The organism is Streptomyces sp. SAS_281 (assembly GCF_052542855.1).
The window spans coordinates 41,376-56,934 of the sequence record NZ_JBMNDO010000030.1 but is presented as its reverse complement, the minus strand read 5'-3'; the positions used below and the strand labels follow the sequence as shown (position 1 = coordinate 56,934).

The 15,559-nt window shown below is 71.8% G+C and carries 24 protein-coding genes; 1 reads left to right on the top strand and 23 read right to left on the bottom strand.

The features are described 5' to 3' along the window. Positions 1–57: 57 nt before the first annotated feature. The 21 genes from ACN6LM_RS14295 to ACN6LM_RS14195 all read right to left on the bottom strand — a co-directional run bounded on the left by ACN6LM_RS14295 (position 58) and on the right by ACN6LM_RS14195 (position 13,480). Positions 58–447, bottom strand: coding sequence for a phage tail termination protein (locus ACN6LM_RS14295; RefSeq protein ID WP_445065734.1), 390 nt, complete (start codon positions 445–447; stop codon positions 58–60). Further along, positions 447–758: a hypothetical protein gene (locus tag ACN6LM_RS14290; protein WP_445065733.1), complete on the bottom strand. Its 312-nt coding sequence runs from the start codon at positions 756–758 to the stop codon at positions 447–449. Before ACN6LM_RS14290 ends, ACN6LM_RS14295 begins: the two co-directional genes overlap by 1 nt. After that, positions 755–1,093 (bottom strand): hypothetical protein, encoded by a 339-nt coding sequence (locus ACN6LM_RS14285; protein ID WP_445065732.1) that lies wholly within the window; start codon positions 1,091–1,093, stop codon positions 755–757. The genes ACN6LM_RS14290 and ACN6LM_RS14285 overlap by 4 nt, the downstream gene beginning before the upstream one ends. Continuing rightward, positions 1,090–1,635 (bottom strand): mobile element protein, encoded by a 546-nt coding sequence (locus tag ACN6LM_RS14280; RefSeq protein WP_445065731.1) that lies wholly within the window; start codon positions 1,633–1,635, stop codon positions 1,090–1,092. The genes ACN6LM_RS14285 and ACN6LM_RS14280 overlap by 4 nt, the downstream gene beginning before the upstream one ends. Then, a complete protein-coding gene (locus ACN6LM_RS14275) occupies positions 1,622–1,987 on the bottom strand; it encodes a hypothetical protein (RefSeq protein WP_445065730.1) in 366 nt (121 codons plus the stop codon). The genes ACN6LM_RS14280 and ACN6LM_RS14275 overlap by 14 nt, the downstream gene beginning before the upstream one ends. 12 nt (positions 1,988–1,999) lie before the next feature. Continuing rightward, a complete protein-coding gene (locus ACN6LM_RS14270) occupies positions 2,000–3,283 on the bottom strand; it encodes a phage major capsid protein (protein WP_445065729.1) in 1,284 nt (427 codons plus the stop codon). Next, positions 3,280–4,107, bottom strand: a complete 828-nt coding sequence (locus ACN6LM_RS14265; protein WP_445065728.1) for an HK97 family phage prohead protease — start codon at positions 4,105–4,107, stop codon at positions 3,280–3,282. The genes ACN6LM_RS14270 and ACN6LM_RS14265 overlap by 4 nt, the downstream gene beginning before the upstream one ends. 2 nt (positions 4,108–4,109) lie before the next feature. Continuing rightward, the gene (locus ACN6LM_RS14260; protein WP_445065727.1) at positions 4,110–4,808 is read right to left on the bottom strand and encodes a hypothetical protein; all 699 of its coding nucleotides are present in this window, start codon (positions 4,806–4,808) and stop codon (positions 4,110–4,112) included. Further along, on the bottom strand, positions 4,805–6,148 hold the full coding sequence (locus ACN6LM_RS14255; RefSeq protein ID WP_445065726.1) for a phage portal protein: 1,344 nt from the start codon (positions 6,146–6,148) through the stop codon (positions 4,805–4,807). The genes ACN6LM_RS14260 and ACN6LM_RS14255 overlap by 4 nt, the downstream gene beginning before the upstream one ends. 13 nt (positions 6,149–6,161) lie before the next feature. Further along, entirely contained in the window at positions 6,162–7,946 is a 1,785-nt protein-coding gene (locus ACN6LM_RS14250) for a terminase large subunit (protein WP_445065725.1), read from the bottom strand. Further along, entirely contained in the window at positions 7,915–8,397 is a 483-nt protein-coding gene (locus tag ACN6LM_RS14245; RefSeq protein WP_445065724.1) for a phage terminase small subunit P27 family, read from the bottom strand. Before ACN6LM_RS14245 ends, ACN6LM_RS14250 begins: the two co-directional genes overlap by 32 nt. Positions 8,398–8,660: 263 nt before the next feature. Then, positions 8,661–8,891: an HNH endonuclease gene (locus ACN6LM_RS14240; RefSeq protein WP_445065723.1), complete on the bottom strand. Its 231-nt coding sequence runs from the start codon at positions 8,889–8,891 to the stop codon at positions 8,661–8,663. A 203-nt stretch (positions 8,892–9,094) separates the two neighbouring features. After that, complete coding sequence (locus ACN6LM_RS14235; RefSeq protein WP_445065722.1) at positions 9,095–9,340, bottom strand: hypothetical protein; 246 nt, start codon at positions 9,338–9,340, stop codon at positions 9,095–9,097. Positions 9,341–9,352: 12 nt separating this feature from the next. Then, positions 9,353–9,598 carry a MerR family transcriptional regulator gene (locus ACN6LM_RS14230; protein ID WP_445065721.1) on the bottom strand — a complete coding sequence of 82 codons (246 nt, stop codon included), beginning with the start codon at positions 9,596–9,598 and terminating at the stop codon, positions 9,353–9,355. 282 nt (positions 9,599–9,880) lie between these two features. Continuing rightward, complete coding sequence (locus tag ACN6LM_RS14225; RefSeq protein ID WP_445065720.1) at positions 9,881–10,072, bottom strand: hypothetical protein; 192 nt, start codon at positions 10,070–10,072, stop codon at positions 9,881–9,883. A gap of 2 nt (positions 10,073–10,074) precedes the next feature. Further along, the gene (locus ACN6LM_RS14220; protein ID WP_445065719.1) at positions 10,075–10,908 is read right to left on the bottom strand and encodes a hypothetical protein; all 834 of its coding nucleotides are present in this window, start codon (positions 10,906–10,908) and stop codon (positions 10,075–10,077) included. Next, on the bottom strand, positions 10,908–11,360 hold the full coding sequence (locus ACN6LM_RS14215; RefSeq protein ID WP_445065718.1) for a hypothetical protein: 453 nt from the start codon (positions 11,358–11,360) through the stop codon (positions 10,908–10,910). The genes ACN6LM_RS14220 and ACN6LM_RS14215 overlap by 1 nt, the downstream gene beginning before the upstream one ends. Positions 11,361–11,373: 13 nt before the next feature. After that, positions 11,374–11,997 carry a hypothetical protein gene (locus ACN6LM_RS14210; RefSeq protein ID WP_445065717.1) on the bottom strand — a complete coding sequence of 208 codons (624 nt, stop codon included), beginning with the start codon at positions 11,995–11,997 and terminating at the stop codon, positions 11,374–11,376. Next, complete coding sequence (locus ACN6LM_RS14205) at positions 11,994–12,911, bottom strand: protein transporter Sec31 (protein ID WP_445065716.1); 918 nt, start codon at positions 12,909–12,911, stop codon at positions 11,994–11,996. The genes ACN6LM_RS14210 and ACN6LM_RS14205 overlap by 4 nt, the downstream gene beginning before the upstream one ends. A gap of 66 nt (positions 12,912–12,977) precedes the next feature. Further along, positions 12,978–13,136, bottom strand: a complete 159-nt coding sequence (locus ACN6LM_RS14200) for a hypothetical protein (RefSeq protein WP_445065715.1) — start codon at positions 13,134–13,136, stop codon at positions 12,978–12,980. Further along, positions 13,136–13,480: a hypothetical protein gene (locus tag ACN6LM_RS14195; protein WP_445065714.1), complete on the bottom strand. Its 345-nt coding sequence runs from the start codon at positions 13,478–13,480 to the stop codon at positions 13,136–13,138. Before ACN6LM_RS14195 ends, ACN6LM_RS14200 begins: the two co-directional genes overlap by 1 nt. Before the next feature lie 143 nt (positions 13,481–13,623). On the opposite strand from ACN6LM_RS14195, the gene ACN6LM_RS14190 reads away from it, so the two are divergent. Beyond that, positions 13,624–13,881, top strand: a complete 258-nt coding sequence (locus ACN6LM_RS14190; RefSeq protein WP_445065713.1) for a hypothetical protein — start codon at positions 13,624–13,626, stop codon at positions 13,879–13,881. A gap of 68 nt (positions 13,882–13,949) precedes the next feature. Here the strand turns inward: ACN6LM_RS14190 and ACN6LM_RS14185 are convergent, their stop codons facing one another. Then, on the bottom strand, positions 13,950–14,663 hold the full coding sequence (locus ACN6LM_RS14185) for a DNA-methyltransferase (RefSeq protein WP_445065712.1): 714 nt from the start codon (positions 14,661–14,663) through the stop codon (positions 13,950–13,952). Positions 14,664–14,765: 102 nt separating this feature from the next. Then, the gene (locus ACN6LM_RS14180; protein WP_445065711.1) at positions 14,766–15,503 is read right to left on the bottom strand and encodes a hypothetical protein; all 738 of its coding nucleotides are present in this window, start codon (positions 15,501–15,503) and stop codon (positions 14,766–14,768) included. Positions 15,504–15,559 lie beyond the last annotated feature (56 nt).

The window sequence follows — 15,559 nt, the reverse complement described above, 5'->3', positions numbered from 1 at the left end:
CCCCTTTCATGACGATGACCCCAGGCGGGCGCCTAGGGCCGTGGATGTGTGATCGGGTCAGCTCTGCGCACGGGCGCGCGTAGAGACTGCGTACGTGGCCACCGAGCGCCGCAGCGCAGGGTTTCCGTACGGGACGACGACCGGGCGTTCCGTGGTCGTCACGTCGTCAATGACGGCGTGCTGGCCGGGGACGTGTGTCGCGGCCAGGGCGTGCATCGCGTCGCGGACCTGCTCGGCCAGGGCGACGGTTGCGGCCCTGGTGGTGTCGAACGCCTGCACATCGACGGTGGCGGTGTCGGTGATTCGGTCGTCGGCGCCGCCCGCGACCTGGACCCAGACCAGCGGGAGCCGGGTCTCCAGCTGGTCGGGGAGTTCGTCCGCGACCCGTACGCCGGGCAGGTGGGGGCGTAGGCCGACCATCACGGCCAGCTCGATATCCGCCCACATCAGCTGGGGTCGACCCGGGTATGGGCGGCTCGGCCCAGCACCCGGCGCCGCGCCGTGTTGGAGTCGCCGTGCTCGTGCGCCTCGGCGTCCGCCCGGTCCGCGATCACCTTCGCGGTCGGCCGGCCCTGCGGCCGCACCTCTTCCACGACCTCGATCGAGGCGGCGAACTCGTCGCTGATCTCGGACCGGGCAATCGACCGGGCCAGCGGGGCGATGCGGTCGGCCTCGCCCTTGAGGGCCCCGCGGACCTTCTCGCCCCGCATGATCTCCGGCAGGCACCGGGGGTCGAACTCGAATCGGATGCCACTCATCCGGTCACCACCTTGAGGAATGCTTCCGTGTGATCCATCAGCCCAGCGAACGAGCCGAACGTGCCGGGCTCGCCGTCGACCTCGTACAGGACGCCGTGGTGCCGGACCCGGGACATGTGCGTGAGCCCCATGTCCGGGGGCCCGGCGAGCCGCCACCGGGTGACGACCTGGACCCGGTCGTCGGTCGCCTCCGTGGACGAGACGGGTTGGACGTTGCAGTGGGGGACGTCGCGCTCCTGGTCCTCGTAGACGTCCTGGCCGCGCTCGTCCTCGCCGACCAGGACCCGAGTGATGACGGTGACGGTGTCTCGCCGCAACGGGTTGTCGATCGTCACGCGTCGTCTCCCCGGTTCAGGCGGTGCGCCTCGACCGCGGCCTGCCACTGCGAGGTGATCCCCACCGCCGCCGTCGCCGCGAAGGACACGGACTCGGTGCCGGTGGTGATCTGCTGGATCGCCGGGTCCAGGCGGTAGATCGCCCGGGCCTGGTCGATGACCGCCTCGGCGACCTCCTCGGGCACGAGCGCGTGGCCGTGGTCGTAGGTGACCTCGACCTCTGCCCAGTCTGGCCAGCAGCCGCCCGGGTGCAGGAGCACCCCCGCCCGGCGCTTGACCCGTACGCCCTCGAGGAGCGCCCCGTCGACCAGGACCTCGCGCAGCTGCACGACCGGCGCGGCCGGGAGCTGCAGGAGCGCCCGGCCGGACCCGTCCAGGTGCACGGTGTCCTCGGTGACCAGGCTGACGGGGTGGCGGACCGCGCCGCGAAACCGCCGGGTGGCGGCTCGCAGCGCGGCCAGCAGCCGCACGTCATCGGCCGGCAGGTTCAGGAACGTGCCGAGCTCGGCCGGGTCGGCGAGGTACGGCTCAGCTTCCGCCACCGGAGCCGCCTGCCGCGCGCTGCCGGGCCTCGGCCAGGAACTCGTCCCGCCGCTCGATCAGCCCCTTGCGCTTCTCGCCGCTTCCCTCGGCGTCCAGGACGCGGGCGGTCTCGTCCTCGTCCGCCTCGGCCAGGTGCGCGATCACCTGCAGCACGGTGTGCTCGGCCGGGTCGAACGCATCCGGGTCCCGCTCCGGCTCCTTCTCCTGCGTGCGCGGGTCCGCGTGCGCGGCCGTGAGCGGGGGCGCCTGCCCGCCCTCGGGCGCGGTCGCACGCGCACGCGCCCGGTAGCGGGCGGCCTCGTCCTCCCTGACCCGGACTCCGTTGATCGTGATCATCTTGTGCTCGGGCATGCTGTGCGCTCCTTACGGGGTCTCGTCCGGCGTGACGACGATCAGCCGGTTGGGCTTCCAGATGACCTGGGCCGCACGAAGTTCCGCGCGGACGTAGGTCAGGTTCCGCTGGGCGTAGTCCTTGTGCTGGTTGAACGCGAGGACGGACAGGCCCTCGCGGTCCAGGAGCGCGACCTGGCGCCAGTCGCCGAGGATGACGGTGCCCGGGGCGAGGCGCTGCGACAGCGCACGGGCGCGGCCCCAGCTGGTGTTCGGGCCCTGCCCGAAGGGGCCCTGGCCGAAGAACCGGTCGTTGGCGTCCTGCAGGAGGTCCCACGCCTCGTCGTCCTCGGGGGACATGAGGCACGCGGTGACCGTTCCGCCGGGCAGGGTGGTCACCTTCGTGATCGCCTGCCGGATCGCCTTGACCTGTGCCATGGCGTCCGTGCCCGGGGTGTAGGTGAGCTGCTGCACGCCGGTGGTGTTGAGGATGCCCTTCGGCTGCCCGCCGGTTCCGGTGCCGTTGAGGAGCTTGTCCTCGATGACCCAGTCCAGGCTGTAGCGGAGCTCGTTGTCCATGTACGACGCGAGCGCCGGTGCGTCGGACAGCAGCTGGTTGGTGACGTCGTACCCGTCGGCGTAGGTGTACACCTTCGCCTCGGCCAGCTCCGTCTGGATGGTCGACGTGGGCTTCACCGTGCTGTCGCCCGGCAGGATCTCGTCGGGCACGACGGCGGCGTTCCGGGTGACTCCGGTGACCTGCAGGTACTCGAAGTTCCCGGCGGTCTCGCCGCGGCTGATGAGGTCCAGGATCGTGAGGTCGTCCCGGTCGACCTGGTCGATCATCGGCATGCGGATCGGAGCGACGTGTCCGAGCGCGACCTGCAGCGGCGCGGCGTTGGCCTTGCGCCCGCCGAGCCACTCCTTCATCGTGCCGACCTGCACGCGTCCGATGTCGACGGGGGAGCCCTCCCCGACGCCGGACGGGTTCTGCTTGCGGAACTCCTCGTACAGCGCCGACTTCACGAACCGTGCGCCGAACGTGGCGGCGTCGCCGTCCTCCTGGCGGTCCTTGACCCCGGACAGCGCCGGGGCCGGCCGGGCCGGGTTGGCGGCGGCCTTGCCCGCCATCGCGGCGGCCGCGGCCTGCGCCTCGTCGGCCGCCTTCACCTTCTCGGCCAGGTCGTCCGTCTCCGTCTTGAGCTCACCGATCCGGGTGACCTCGTCCTCGGTGAACTCGCGGCCCTCCTCGCGCGCCTTGGCGACGAGGTCCGCCGCTTCCTTCAGCAGCGCCTGCAGCTTCTCGCGCAGCGTCATCCTGTACTCCTCATGGTCATCAGTTGTTGCGTGGTGACCCATGCGGCTACCTGGGCGGGCGTGGGCGCGGGCGACTTCGCGGCGGCCTCTTCGGCGGCGGCGGTCTCCTCGGCCGGCTGCTGGCCGGTCTCCTGCTCGGGCGTGCCCCCGGCCGCGGGCGCGGGCGGGGAAGTTGTCTTCCGGTTCTTCTCCGGGGTGGCGGCGGCGAGTACCGCGCCGATCGACTCGTATGCGGCGGTGAGCGAGTCGAAGTTCGTCTGGCTGAGTACGCGGCCGGCCTTGGCGCAGTGGGCGAGGTCGGCGGCCTTGGCGGCCAGGAGGGCGGTCTGCTGGTTCGCGCCGACCAGGCACGGCCCCACCTCGAACAGCGAGGAGAACCGCTTGATCTCGTAGTACTCGCCCCACGGGTGCGCGGCCAGGTCGTCGGTGTCGACCCAGCCCCCTTCGCCGACCTCGTACGCGAAGCTGAACTGCTTGATGCGGCGGCCCTTGAGCAGGCCGTGCACATGCTTCGCGGTCGGGTTGGTGTCCATGTCCTCGATCTGTGCCAGGACCTCGAGGCCGTCTACGGTCTCGGTGGCTTCCAGCACGGACCCGATGTGGGCGAACGGGTCGCCCCACTTGTGCGACCAGACCACGGGGATGGGGTCGCCGGACGCCTTCCACTCGGCGAGGACCTGAGCGAAAGCCCCGGGGGCGATCACGTCGCCCATGCTGTCCTCGTTGCCGAACACCGAGACGAGCGCCCGGAACTGGCCCTCGGCCAGGCCGTCGGCCGGACCCGCGGCCTTAATTTTTGCCGTGCATTCTTTCGTGCGGGGCACGGTCAGCCCCCCTCTCGTGTGTAGTCCAGGCCGCAGTGGCAGTTCGCGGTCTCGTCGGCGTCGCCGTTCGCGTCGCCCGGCCACCGCAGGCCGTTGGCGAACACACCGCCGAGCTCCACCGCGTCACCGTTCAGGCGCACATGCGAGGCGCGCGGGTTCTTACCCGCGAGCCGCCAGACCTTGTGGGTCAGGCCGGAGGCGCCGGCCGCGTCGTGCCCCCCGAAGGAGCGGGCCTCGGTCGCCGAGGTGACCGCCCGTACGGCGGCCGCGCTCACCCACGACGACATCCCCGACCGGAGGTTGTCCCGCCAGTCGCCCTCGTCCGCCACGGCCGACGTCGCCGCGGTGTACGCGGCGCCCTCGTACTCAGCCGCGTGCGAGGTGGCGGCCTTGGCGAGCCATGCCTCCATGACCGCCGCGTCCCAGCCGTCCGCCTCCGGGTTGTAGACGTCCAGGACGTCCCAGGCCCCGATCTGCGCGAGCCGGAACCCGTACCCCTGGATCAGCGCCGCCAGCTGCGCCTGCCGCTCCGGCGACGACTCAGCCCACAGCGCGTAGAAGTCGGGCGGCCCGTCGGCCTTGGCGTCGGCGGCGGACAGCAGCGCGTCCGCCTGGCGCTGCGCCCACGCGGTCAGGGCCGCGCTGTACGCGTCCCGTTCCGCGTCGAACGTCCCCAGGTCCTCGGGCCGCGCCGCTTTCATGCGGGGCGGCCCTGCCCTTTTGGGAGCTGGGGCGGCGGGGCCGTGTCCGTCGGCGAGGCGAGCCCGCCCACGACGACGTTCATCGGGGTGATCAGCTCGTCGGTGCCGTCGACGTGCGGCAGGTTCTGACGGGCCCGGGCCTCGGACCGCAGCATGTACGGTGCGCCGACCGCGGTCTGCAGCAGCATCGCCTGCTCGGTGAACGAGCCGCGGAGCTTGGCTTCGACGTTCGCCTCGACGTACAGGTCCGTGCCCGGGGCGATGAGCGGGACGAGCATGGTGTTGAGGACGTCCTGCATCATTGTGATGTCCGGGCCGATGCCGTGCGTGTAGAGCATCTGCCGGAAGGCGTCGATGTTGCTGAACGTGCCCTCGCGCGCGCCGACGAGCTCGGGCGGGATGTGGTAGAAGCTGCTGACCTCGGCGTCGGTCAGCTTGCGACCCTCGATGTCCTGCGTGTCCACCGGCTTAAAAGCATCGACGGTCACGAGTCGCATGCCGTCCTCGAGGATCGGTGTCCCGCCGACCGACGAGCCCCGCCCCATGAACAGGTTGAACGCGGCCTGGAATCGCTCCTTCGCTGTCTTCGACCAACCGGGCGCGTCGGCCGGCCGCTCGATCACGGCGGGCACCCGGGCCCCGTTCTTCCACACCGCCCGGCGGTACGCCACAGCCTCGGACTGCTCGGCGAGGATCTGCCGCATCGTCTCCATCGGGCTGGTGCCGTCCGCGCCGATCGTGGCGTACCCGTGGTCGAACAGGTACGGACCCGGCACCGGGACCACCTGCGAGGGCCCGCGCGACGAGATCAGGTGCAGCCAGGCGGGCTGGTCGTCATCGTCCGCCAGGACGTGCATCCGCCTGGCCGGCTTCCGGCGCAGCTCCCACCCGGACGGGGTGTCTGCGTTGGGGAGGACCTGCACGCACCACCGGTCGTGGATCAGCCAGTCCAGGATCACCGAGTGCCACAGCCGCGACGGGGTCACCGCCGGGGCCGGGTTCGCGAGCAGCTGCGCGAGCGGGTGGTCGGTGACCCGCCGACGGTCGGTGTCGGAGACCCGCTCGTAGACGTGCCAGGGGATCGTGGCCAGCGCCCGCGCGATGTAGTCCGTCACCTTCCTGACGCTGGGCTGGGTCTCCCAGACGTTGAGCGCGGCCGCCGTCCCCGCGTACGTGGACAACGGGACGCCGGGGTCCACCACCCGGATCCCGTTCGCGGCGACGTACCGGCCGAGCTCGGCCAGGTCGTCAAACTGCTCGCTCTTGACGGGGACCAGGGCGCCGGACTGGTCGATGACCTGACCGGAGGCCGCCCCCTTGCTGCGACGCCACCAGGGCATGCGCCACCTCCTCTCAGATCGCTTCGAACTCGCTGTCCTCGTACGCCGACGTCCGCTTGGCCGGCCGCGCCAGGACCTCGGACATGGCGTCACACAAAGCGCTGATGCCGTCGATCTTGTCGGCGCTGTTGGCCTTGTCGGGCTTGACGTTCCCGGCCGCGTCCATCTGCACGGCGAGGTTGTCGACCATCCACGTCATGACCGGGTTCCCGTCGTGCCGCAGCATCGGCTTCCCCTTGGCGCCCAGCAGCAGCAGCCGCTTGACCGCCTTCAGCGCGGGCGACATGGTCTTGAAGCCCTGGCCGACCCCGACCATCGGAGCGCGCTCGCCCTCGAGGTCGTTGGTGAGCGAGGTGCTGCCCCACCGGTCGAACCCGAGCGACTTCACGTCGTAGCTGTCCAGGTCCTTGCGGACCTGCGCGCCGATCGCGTGGTAGTCGGTCACGTTGCCCGGCGTGGTGCGCAGCCACCCCTCCCGAACCCACCGCGAGGCGGCGTCCGCCGTGCGCTTGTCCAGGGCCGGGAGGTTGTCCTCCGGCGTCCAGAACCGCAGCAGCAGATCGAGGCTGCCGTCCTCGTCGGACGGGAACAGCCACGCCAGCGCGTTGAGGTCGCTGACGCTGGCGAGGTCAAGGCCGCCGTACGCCTCGCGGCCGCGGAGCTTCACCTCGTCCACCAGGGCCTGGTTGTGGCGCCAGGCGTCCAGGTCCAGGAACTTGGTGACCTGCTTGGTCCGGATCCCGAGGTGCAGGCGCTGGAAGGCGGCCAGGTCGGCCGGCGACTGCTGCGCGGCCCTCGCCTTGCGGGCGAGGTAGGCCCGCGTGGGCGACACCCCGAAGCCGGGGTTGGCCGCCCGCCATGTCGCTTCCACGAACGGGTCGGCGTCCTTCGGCACGGCGAAGATCACGCCGTACACGGACGGGTCCTCGAGCACGCCGCGCGCCAGCTGCTCGATGCGCGTGCGCTTGCGGGCGTAGATCGTCTCGGGCTTGCCGCTGTCCGCCGTCGTGATGATGACGATCAGGGGCTGGCGCCGCGAGCCGGTACCGGTCTCGATGACCTCCACCAGGTCCGGCGACTTGTGGATGTGCAGCTCGTCAATGATCCCGGCGTGGATGTTCGCCCCGTGCTGGGCGTCCGCCGCGTTCGCGATCACCTCGAAATAGCTGCTGCTCTTCGGGTGGAGGATCTTGCCCTGGTACGCCTTGACGTGCCCCTTCAGCTTCGGGGCGCGCTCGGCAAGGTGCTTGATCGGCGTGAAGACGAACCCGGCCTGCGCCTTGGTCGTCGCCGCGGCGATGACCTGGGCGCCGGGCTCGCCGTCCGCGCACGTCATGTAGATCGCGATGCCGCCGGACAGCGTGCTCTTGCCGTTCTTGCGGGGGACGTCGACGTACAGCTCGGAGATGATCCGTACGTACGCCTCGGCGTCCTCGTCCCAGTGCACCCACCCGAACACCGGGGCGAGGATCCAGGCGACCTGCCACGGGTCGGGCACGAGCGGACGGCCGGCCCACTGGCCCTGGGTGTGGCGCAGCAGGCTGAACGCCTTGATGACCCTGTCGACGCGCTCGGGGTCGAACCGGGCCCCGGGCACGTCGCGGGGCTCGGGCGTCTTGATCAGCGGCGGGGAGTCCGGGAGGGCCATGCCCCGCGAGACGAGGTACCAGCCCACCTCCGGACTGAGCTTGAGGCGCTCGAGTTCGGCATCGTCCAGGAACGCGCCGGGGACCGGGCCGTCCGGCTCGGCGTCCTCGGCGGCCTGCCTACGCGAACGGGTTGTCGTCCTCGTCGCCATCGTCGGCCCCCCTGCTCAGGGCCTGCTCGGTCGACGGGCTCAGGCCGAACTGGGCGGCGAACCCGCGGAGCTCGCGGCCGGCCGCTCGGGCGATGGCCACCGACGGGTTCGCGATCGTCTTCTCGCTGACCGAGCCGTCCGGCCGGGTGGTGACCTGCTGAATGGTCAGGCCCGTCTTGGTGACGTCGCGGGTCGCGAGGACGAACACGCTCCACGTCTCGCAGTACGCGGCGAGCATCGCCCGGTCCTCCTCCTTCAGGAGGTCCAGGCGCTGCAGGCCGGGGGTGACGCGCCGCCACTCGGCGGCCGCCTCCCGGGACAGCCACGACGGGGGCTTCGGCGGGAGCCTCCGGAACGCGGGTCCGGGGTTGACCGGACGGCCTCCGGAGTCGCGCCCCTCAGCCCTGCCGACCAACAACTTCAGCGCCGCGGGCTGGGCAGTGCGCCCCATGGCAACCCCCTGACCTGCACTTTTACTGGTGACGCTCTGTCATTTCCCCGGTTTCGGGTTCACAATTCTGAGCGTGTGTGTCCCGAGCTGACGGCGCCGGGCCCCCTGGCCGTCCGGGCCCAAATCTGGACTCCCCTACCCCCGGGGGAGGGCCCCGGAGGGGCCTCCGGAGGGCCGAATCGGGCTCCGGAGAGCCTTTCCGGAGCCTCCGGAGAGCCCTCGGAGCGGCCTCCGGACGGCCCTCGGGCGGCCTCTGAGAGCCCTCAACGGGCCTTCCGACGTGCCTGATTGGCCCTCAGAGCCTCTGCCTTGCTCTTGATCTGATCACAGACAGTGCACAACAGCCCCAGATTGTCCATGTGCGTAGCCGAACCGCCCTCGGAGATCGGCGTGATGTGGTCCAGGACGTGCTCGCTGGCCTCGGGATCGTCCGCGATGACGTCGGCCTGGTCGATGCCACATCGGTAGCAGCAGCCATGATCACGACGTGTCACGCGCGCCTTCAGCGTGCGCCACTGCCCCGAACTGATGCCGTATCGGGCTGCCTTGTCGTCCCTGCCTGCCCATGGGATGCGCTGGTGGGCCTCGCAGCGCCCTTTGGGGACCAGGGTGGAGCACCCGGGCTCGGGGCACCGGGTGGGGGGCCGAGTGGGCACTGGGGGGGCCTCCTGGGGGTGGGGTCAGGGCCCTGGGTGGGCTACTCCGGGCCGTGCGCGGGCCCGATGACGAGACCGAAGTCCTGGGGCGCTCGCGTTGAGACCTTGCGGAGGATGTCGCCGATCTCCAGCAGGGCCTGGGCCACTGCGATGGTGGCATGCACCTGCGCCTGGGCGGCGTGGGCGGCCATGACGTCGCATGCCACTCGCCCAGTCGGGATGACGCCGAGCTCGCGTTCCGTGTTGCTGAGCGACTGCTCTGCGAGTTCGCGGGGGATGGCGGTCATGGGGTGAGCCTCCTAGGTCTCTGGGATGCCGACGAGGCGTAGGGCGCGGCGGCGGGTGGCGACTTCGGCGCGGGCGACGTCGGCGAGGCGGTAGAGCGGCCGGCCGTCTTCGGTGAGTCCTGCGCGTTGGAGTCGGCCGCGTTTGGCCCAGGAACGGATGCTCGCGGGGCAGATTTCGGCGGCTCCGGCGCTGAGCAGCTGACGAGCCTCGTTGGCGTGTGCGGCGGCCTGGGCGGTGGTGAGGAGGTCGGTGTCCATGGGCCTCCGTCCGGGCACGCGAAAGCCCCTGGCGGTGGGCCAGGGGCTCGGGTGGGCACAGGTGTGCTGCTGGCAGCAGTGTGGCGCTAATTCGCGATCATGTCCAGCGGCGGTGCGTTCGCGTGGTCAGTGGCTGTGGGCGGGGTAGTGGCCGCCACACTTCGCGCAGTAGGGCAGGGGCGGGAAGTCGAGGGGTGCCATGATGCGGGTTCCTGTCTCTGTGGTGGAGGTGGGTGGCCCGGGGCCGGTCGGTGTCTTGGCGGATGTGGCCGGCCCCGGGAGTCAGCGGCGGATGGGCTGGATCGCGTCGGACGGGACGTTGTGGATCTGGCCCTGCCGGAGGTGGATGCCGCAGCCCTCGATGAGGACGCGGGCGGTGGTCCCGTCGTCCTTGAGGACACGGACGGGGACGGTGCAGCCGTCGCTGCTGATGTGGGGCAGAGCGGCCTTCTCGGGGATGGCGTGGAGGGGCATGGTCATGTCCTTTCGGCGTGGTGGACGGTGTGCCGGACGGGGTGGTCCGGGTCGTCGGTGATGGTGAAGGCGGGAACGTTGCCCATGTTGTTGTTGTTGCTCTGACCTGGGACAACAACGCCAACAACGGGCGTCTCCGACGAGGGTTGGGGGAGAGGGGGGAAGTTCTCTTTGTGGACCCCCTCGCGGCCGCCCTTGGGCGGCACCCGTACGCCATCCCGTACGCGCACCCCGTGGCGGGCCATGAGGTCACGCACGTCGCGGGTCTCCCAGCGGGCCGGGGGGAGGCCCAACAGGGGGGTGTGGGAGAGGTGCTCGGCAAGGGTGGCAAGGTGGACGCCGGAGCCCTCGGTGTAGACGTCGGCGAGCAGCTGCGCGACGTGGCCGAGGTCCAGGAGGTCGCGGGGGTGCTCCTCGTCGGCCGCGGACTCTTCCTCGTCCTGGTGCTCGTCGGCGGTGGGCTTCGCGGGGAGGGCGGCGATGTAGCCGAGGATGAGCGCGGTGAGCACCCAGGCGGTGGCGAGGGCCACGGCGAGGATCGTGGTGTACGGAAGCGTCTTGGCCGCGACGCAGGCCGCCAGGATGCCGAACCAGCGCAGGAGCGCCGACCCTTCGGGGTCCGCCGTCGGCGCCTTCTCGGTCTTCTTCGCGGGCTTGTCCGGCTGCTGCTCCCCCGCGTCCTGCGGCGGCTCGTCGGTCTTTCCCGTGCCGGTCTTGGCGGCGGGCGGGGCCGGTGCGCGCTTCGGGCGGGCGTTGCACAGCCAGTCGACGGTGAGGCGGGTGAGGCGGGTTGAGCCGACCCAGAGGGCGGTCCAGAACTTGACCCAGTGCTCCATCAGGCACCGCCGAACATCATGAACACGGCGGCGATGAACTGGACGGGCACGGACCAGATCGCGCCGTCTCCGGCGAGGGGCCAGGTGAGCGCTGCGACCATGCCGAGCACGGCGGCGCGGGTGGGGTTGAGCGGGGCGACCCACATCAGGATCACGAGCAGGGTGCACGCTGCGCCGATCCCGATCTCTCCGAAGGGTCCGGTACCGCCGCCGACGCCCAGGCCGGTCCAGCCCTGCTCCACGACCTGCTGCGGGCTGCGCCAGATTTTCCCGGCGGCCATGTAGGCGGACGCGGCGGCGAACGCGATGATCCCGGCCCAGAGCGTGTTCAGCCTGCGCGCGCCCTTGCCGATGACGCCGAAAACCAGCAGGGCGGTGAGGCAGAGGGACAGGCCGCCTGAGCCCATGAAGCCGAGGACGGCGCTCCCGCTGTTGGGTACTGCGAGGTACATCACGGGAGTTCTCCTAGGCCAGGGCGTGCGGGGCGTTAAGGCAGAGGGCGAGGACGGTGGTGCTGACGGGGATGCAGGCGACCCAGCGGGTGGCGGGGCGCAGCGCCGGGGGCATGTACGGGAGACCGGGCAGGTACGACGCGAAGACGTACGTCACCAAAGCCATGGCGACGCCGGCGGCCGGGGCGCTGTCCCCGGCGTCGCGGAGCATGTCGCTCATCTGGCCGCAGAGCCCGGTCCACCAGCCGACGGCGGCCGCGCTGCCGTAGCGCGCGGCCAGGAGCTGCCGTCGGTGGCGGCGCTCGCGGGCCTGCTCGTCCTCGGCCGGCGCCGCGGCCTCGGGGGCCGGCTGGTTCACGGTGACGTGGATGCCGGGTGCGGCCGCGATGACCTGCTGCGGGGTCAGGGTGGGTTCCGGGGTGGTGCGGCTTCCCCACGGGCTGGGGATGACGTGCCACCACGGCGGGTCGGTCGGCTCAGGCTGCTCCGGGGCCTCGTCGTCCTGGTCGCCCGCGGTGGGTTCGGGGATGACGTGGACCTCTACGAGCGGGGTCGGGTCCGGCTGCGGGGGGCCGTCGACACGGTCGCGGAGCCAGGCGCGGACGCGGCCCTCTGCGTCGTGCGGAGGAGTCGTCACGATGCGCTCCGGATCATCCGGAGAGTGCGCGCGACGCTCTCCTCCTTGGCGTTCGCGTCAGCGACTTTCCGGACGTAGCGGAGGACGGCGTCCGGGTCGGAGATACCGGCGGAGAGGGCTGTCCGGACGGCATCCGTAATGGTCATCGGCCCAGACAGGGGCGGGGAGACGTGCGGCTCCGGAGCCTTCGGGGTCTCCTCCGGATCCTCCGGAGCGGTCTCCGGATCGTCTCCGGAGTGTCCGGAGAGGGCTGCCCGCTCGGCGGTGATCAGGGCTTCGGCGCGGGTGAGCTCCCGGCGTACGGCGACCATCGCGAGGCTGCCGCCGGCCTTCGCGCGCTCGGCGTCGACCCACTGCTGAGTGCGGCGGTCCAGGGGCTTGGCGTGGTGGCGCAGCACGGCCGTCCACATCGTTTTGGCGAGGGCGGAGACGGCGGCGCCGACGAGGCCGATGGCGAGCTGGTCGGCGATCGCTCCGTGGGCGGAGACGGCGGCGCCGACGAGGCCGATGGCGAGCTGGTCGGCGATCGCTCCGTGGGCGGCGATGGCGGCCATGGCGACGGCGAGGGCGACGTATCCGGCGCGGCGCGGGAACGCGGCGCGGGCGTGGTCGTAGCGGGCGAGCCATTCCAGGGCCATGCAGCCGAGCCACACGAGGTCGAACACCGCGGCGGCGGCGTACGCGGCGGGGGCAATGGTCGCCTGGGCGAGGAGGTCGCCGATCGACGCGGTGGACCAGACGATGCACGCGGTGGCGATGAGGGCGGCGGCCGCGGTGACGGCGTTCAGGATGATGCGGTCCCAGTCGCGCGGGGGCACGGGCACGTCGACCGGGAACTCGTCCAGGACGAGGTGCGTGGTGCCGTCCACGGTGTGCGGGACGAGCTGCTTGCGGGTGATGGTGCGCGTCTTCACGGGGTGCTCCTCCGGGAGCGGTGGGGCGGCCGGGACCGGGCGGCGGGCGCGGTCCCGGCCGGCGGTCTAGAGGGTGGTGGCGGCGTTGGTGGCGACGGCGCGGGCGTCCGCGTCGGCCTCGGCGAGGGCGCGGCGGCGGTCGGCCTCGGCGCGCATCTCGTCGCGGGCGTGCTCGTACGCGGCGGCGGCGTCGTCCGGCTCGACGGCCGGGAGCTGGCCGGCCATCAGGCGCGGGCCTTCTTCAGGAGGCGCATGCCGTACTCGGCGCGGGTGATGGGGGCCTCGCCGGTCGGGGTGTCGACGCGGGGCATGTGGCGCAGCAGGCGGCCGGTGGCGGCGACGGAGTGGGGGGTGCCGAAGCCGTGGACGTCGGTGGCGGCGCGGCCGGCGTACGCAAGGCGGGTGACCTCCCGCATGAGCAGCGTCGGGCTGACCGAGCAGAGCGCTTTGCCGATGTCGGTCATGAGGGTGCGGGTCGCCTGGTCGGGGACGGTGAGGGCCCGGGCGAGGGCCAGGTCCATGTCGGGGTCCGAGGCGTAGGCCGTGGTGGCGCGGATACGATCGCGCATAAGTCATTCCTCCTGGTGAAGACAGGCGGTTTGGCTGGCCCCGGCCGGGAGGTGCGAACTCCTTGCCGGGGCCGTGTTGTTGGCGAGTACGACCGTAGCGAGAAGTGTGGACAATGTCCATACTTCTCCGAGAGGATGTCCGCATGCCCGAGCCACCCGAGGGGCCCCCGCCGGAGAAGAGGACCATGACCATCCCCAAGCTGGCCGCCCGCGTCGGCCGCAGCCGCACCCTGATCCACCGGCTGGCGACCAACCCGGCCGAGGGATGGCCGGCCCCCGTCTACCAGCCGGGCAGCAGCCGCCCCGAGTACGACGTCGCCTGGTTCGACCGGTACTGGGAGCAGCGCCAGGCCGGGATGACGCAGGGCCGCCGCACCGACCTGCAAGACCCGGACGCCTAACCCAGCAAGCAGCTGCGCCCCGCCCAGGAGCATTGGGCGGGGCGCAGTCGTGTCCGGAGCGTACGGGGTTAGGCGGCGGCCAGGCGCTCCTCGGCGGTCGTCGCGTTGGCCGCGGACTGCTCAACCCCAATGAAGTGCCGGCCCTCGGCGAGCGCCGCTACGCCGGTGGTGCCGGACCCGGCGAACGGGTCCAGGACCGTACCGCCCTCGGGGGCGATGCGGACCAGGTGGCGCATGACGCCGGTCGGCTTCTGCGTGATGTGCACACGGTTCTTCCCGCGCGGCTGGGAGCCCTCGAGCCACCCGGGCAGGTAGATGGTGGGGGCGTGGCGGATCGGGTCGCCGCGCGACCCCCACAGCACGTACTCGCACTCACGGCGAAACCCGTTCTTCACCGGCCTCGAGATGGGCTTGCGCCACGGGATGATGCCCCGCCATGTCCACCCGGCGGCCTGCAGGGCGTCGCTCGTTGCGGGCAGCTGCGCCCAGTCCGTGAAGACCAGCAGCGACCCGCCGGGGCGGGTGAGGCGGTACGCCTCGGCGAGGACCAGGCCGAGCCAGTGGGTGTAGCCGCGCTGGTCGCGGGTGTCGCCGTCGAAGTCGCCCAGGTCGCGCTGGGCGTCGCCCGACACGTACTTGTCGCGGGCGCCCTGGGAGCGCCGTTCGGCGTTGGTGCGGCCGCCGCTGTTGTATGGCGGGTCGCAGATCACGGCGTCCACGAGGGTGTCGAGCGTGGGGAGCAGGGTCAGGGCGTCGCCGCGGTGCAGCGTCCACTCGGGCATGCGGACCTCCTAGGCAGGCCCCATACGTTCCGGCGCACGGGGATTGATCAATATTTGCTCGAACAGTCGTTCTATGACTGTAGGTGTGCGGCCCGTTTTTGATCACGCTGCGGTTTCGCGGCGGGCCAGCATCAGGAGGGCGGTCCGGGCGAGCGCGGGCATGACCTGGTCGCGGTGTGCCGTGTACTCGTCCGGGGTGAGGCGGTGGCCGCAGGCGTCGCAGTTGATGTGGAGCTCCGTCTCCTGCTCGACCAGGGCGAAGGCGGTGCAGTCGGGGCATGGGGCCTGTCGGTGGCGGCGGCCTGGGCGGGTGTGGGTGATCCGCTCGATGCGGTCCACGACGTCGTGCAGCTGCTCGTAGAGCTCGGCGGCGTACGGGCGGGTGACCGCGTGCGGGAGGTACCGCACCAGCCACGTCGCCCAGCCCGCGATGCTCGCCCCGGTCCGCGGACACGCCGAGGCGGCCCCGACCCGGCGCAGCACCCCCTGCTCGTCAATGAAGACGTCCGGGAGCAGATCGTGGGCGATGTAGTGCGCCCACCCAGTGAGCAGGGCGGCGACCGGCACGCCGCCGGTCTGGTCGCCGTGCGGGTCCTCGAGGGGCACCGCGTGCCCGGCGCCCAGGAGGTCCAGCGCCCGCAGGTCGACGGGCAGAGGCGAGTGAGCGCGGCCGCTGCCGCCACGCCGCGCCGGGCCCACGACCGGCGCGAGGAGATGCCCCAAGAGCACCGCCTGCGCGGGCAGGCCGGCCAGCCACGCCCCCGCCCGGTACTCGCAGGCGTCGCACAGATAGCGGCCGGTGGCCGTGGTGTGGCGGCAGATGTCGCAGGTGGTGTCCATGGGGTGCTCCTGGTGGTGCAGGTGGGACGCCGCCCGGGTGGGGGCCGGGCGGCCGG

What these genes read in the sequence shown, in the direction of transcription:
- ACN6LM_RS14295 (WP_445065734.1), bottom strand. Translation starts at nt 447, where the DNA reads ATGTGGGCGGATATCGAGCTGGCCGTGATGGTCGGCCTACGCCCCCAC.
- ACN6LM_RS14290 (WP_445065733.1), bottom strand. Translation starts at nt 758, where the DNA reads ATGAGTGGCATCCGATTCGAGTTCGACCCCCGGTGCCTGCCGGAGATC.
- ACN6LM_RS14275 (WP_445065730.1), bottom strand. Translation starts at nt 1,987, where the DNA reads ATGCCCGAGCACAAGATGATCACGATCAACGGAGTCCGGGTCAGGGAG.
- ACN6LM_RS14270 (WP_445065729.1), bottom strand. Translation starts at nt 3,283, where the DNA reads ATGACGCTGCGCGAGAAGCTGCAGGCGCTGCTGAAGGAAGCGGCGGAC.
- ACN6LM_RS14260 (WP_445065727.1), bottom strand. Translation starts at nt 4,808, where the DNA reads ATGAAAGCGGCGCGGCCCGAGGACCTGGGGACGTTCGACGCGGAACGG.
- ACN6LM_RS14255 (WP_445065726.1), bottom strand. Translation starts at nt 6,148, where the DNA reads ATGCCCTGGTGGCGTCGCAGCAAGGGGGCGGCCTCCGGTCAGGTCATC.
- ACN6LM_RS14250 (WP_445065725.1), bottom strand. Translation starts at nt 7,946, where the DNA reads ATGGCGACGAGGACGACAACCCGTTCGCGTAGGCAGGCCGCCGAGGAC.
- ACN6LM_RS14245 (WP_445065724.1), bottom strand. Translation starts at nt 8,397, where the DNA reads ATGGGGCGCACTGCCCAGCCCGCGGCGCTGAAGTTGTTGGTCGGCAGG.
- ACN6LM_RS14235 (WP_445065722.1), bottom strand. Translation starts at nt 9,340, where the DNA reads ATGACCGCCATCCCCCGCGAACTCGCAGAGCAGTCGCTCAGCAACACG.
- ACN6LM_RS14230 (WP_445065721.1), bottom strand. Translation starts at nt 9,598, where the DNA reads ATGGACACCGACCTCCTCACCACCGCCCAGGCCGCCGCACACGCCAAC.
- ACN6LM_RS14225 (WP_445065720.1), bottom strand. Translation starts at nt 10,072, where the DNA reads ATGCCCCTCCACGCCATCCCCGAGAAGGCCGCTCTGCCCCACATCAGC.
- ACN6LM_RS14220 (WP_445065719.1), bottom strand. Translation starts at nt 10,908, where the DNA reads ATGGAGCACTGGGTCAAGTTCTGGACCGCCCTCTGGGTCGGCTCAACC.
- ACN6LM_RS14215 (WP_445065718.1), bottom strand. Translation starts at nt 11,360, where the DNA reads ATGTACCTCGCAGTACCCAACAGCGGGAGCGCCGTCCTCGGCTTCATG.
- ACN6LM_RS14200 (WP_445065715.1), bottom strand. Translation starts at nt 13,136, where the DNA reads ATGGCCGGCCAGCTCCCGGCCGTCGAGCCGGACGACGCCGCCGCCGCG.
- ACN6LM_RS14195 (WP_445065714.1), bottom strand. Translation starts at nt 13,480, where the DNA reads ATGCGCGATCGTATCCGCGCCACCACGGCCTACGCCTCGGACCCCGAC.
- ACN6LM_RS14190 (WP_445065713.1), top strand. Translation starts at nt 13,624, where the DNA reads ATGCCCGAGCCACCCGAGGGGCCCCCGCCGGAGAAGAGGACCATGACC.
- ACN6LM_RS14185 (WP_445065712.1), bottom strand. Translation starts at nt 14,663, where the DNA reads ATGCCCGAGTGGACGCTGCACCGCGGCGACGCCCTGACCCTGCTCCCC.
- ACN6LM_RS14180 (WP_445065711.1), bottom strand. Translation starts at nt 15,503, where the DNA reads ATGGACACCACCTGCGACATCTGCCGCCACACCACGGCCACCGGCCGC.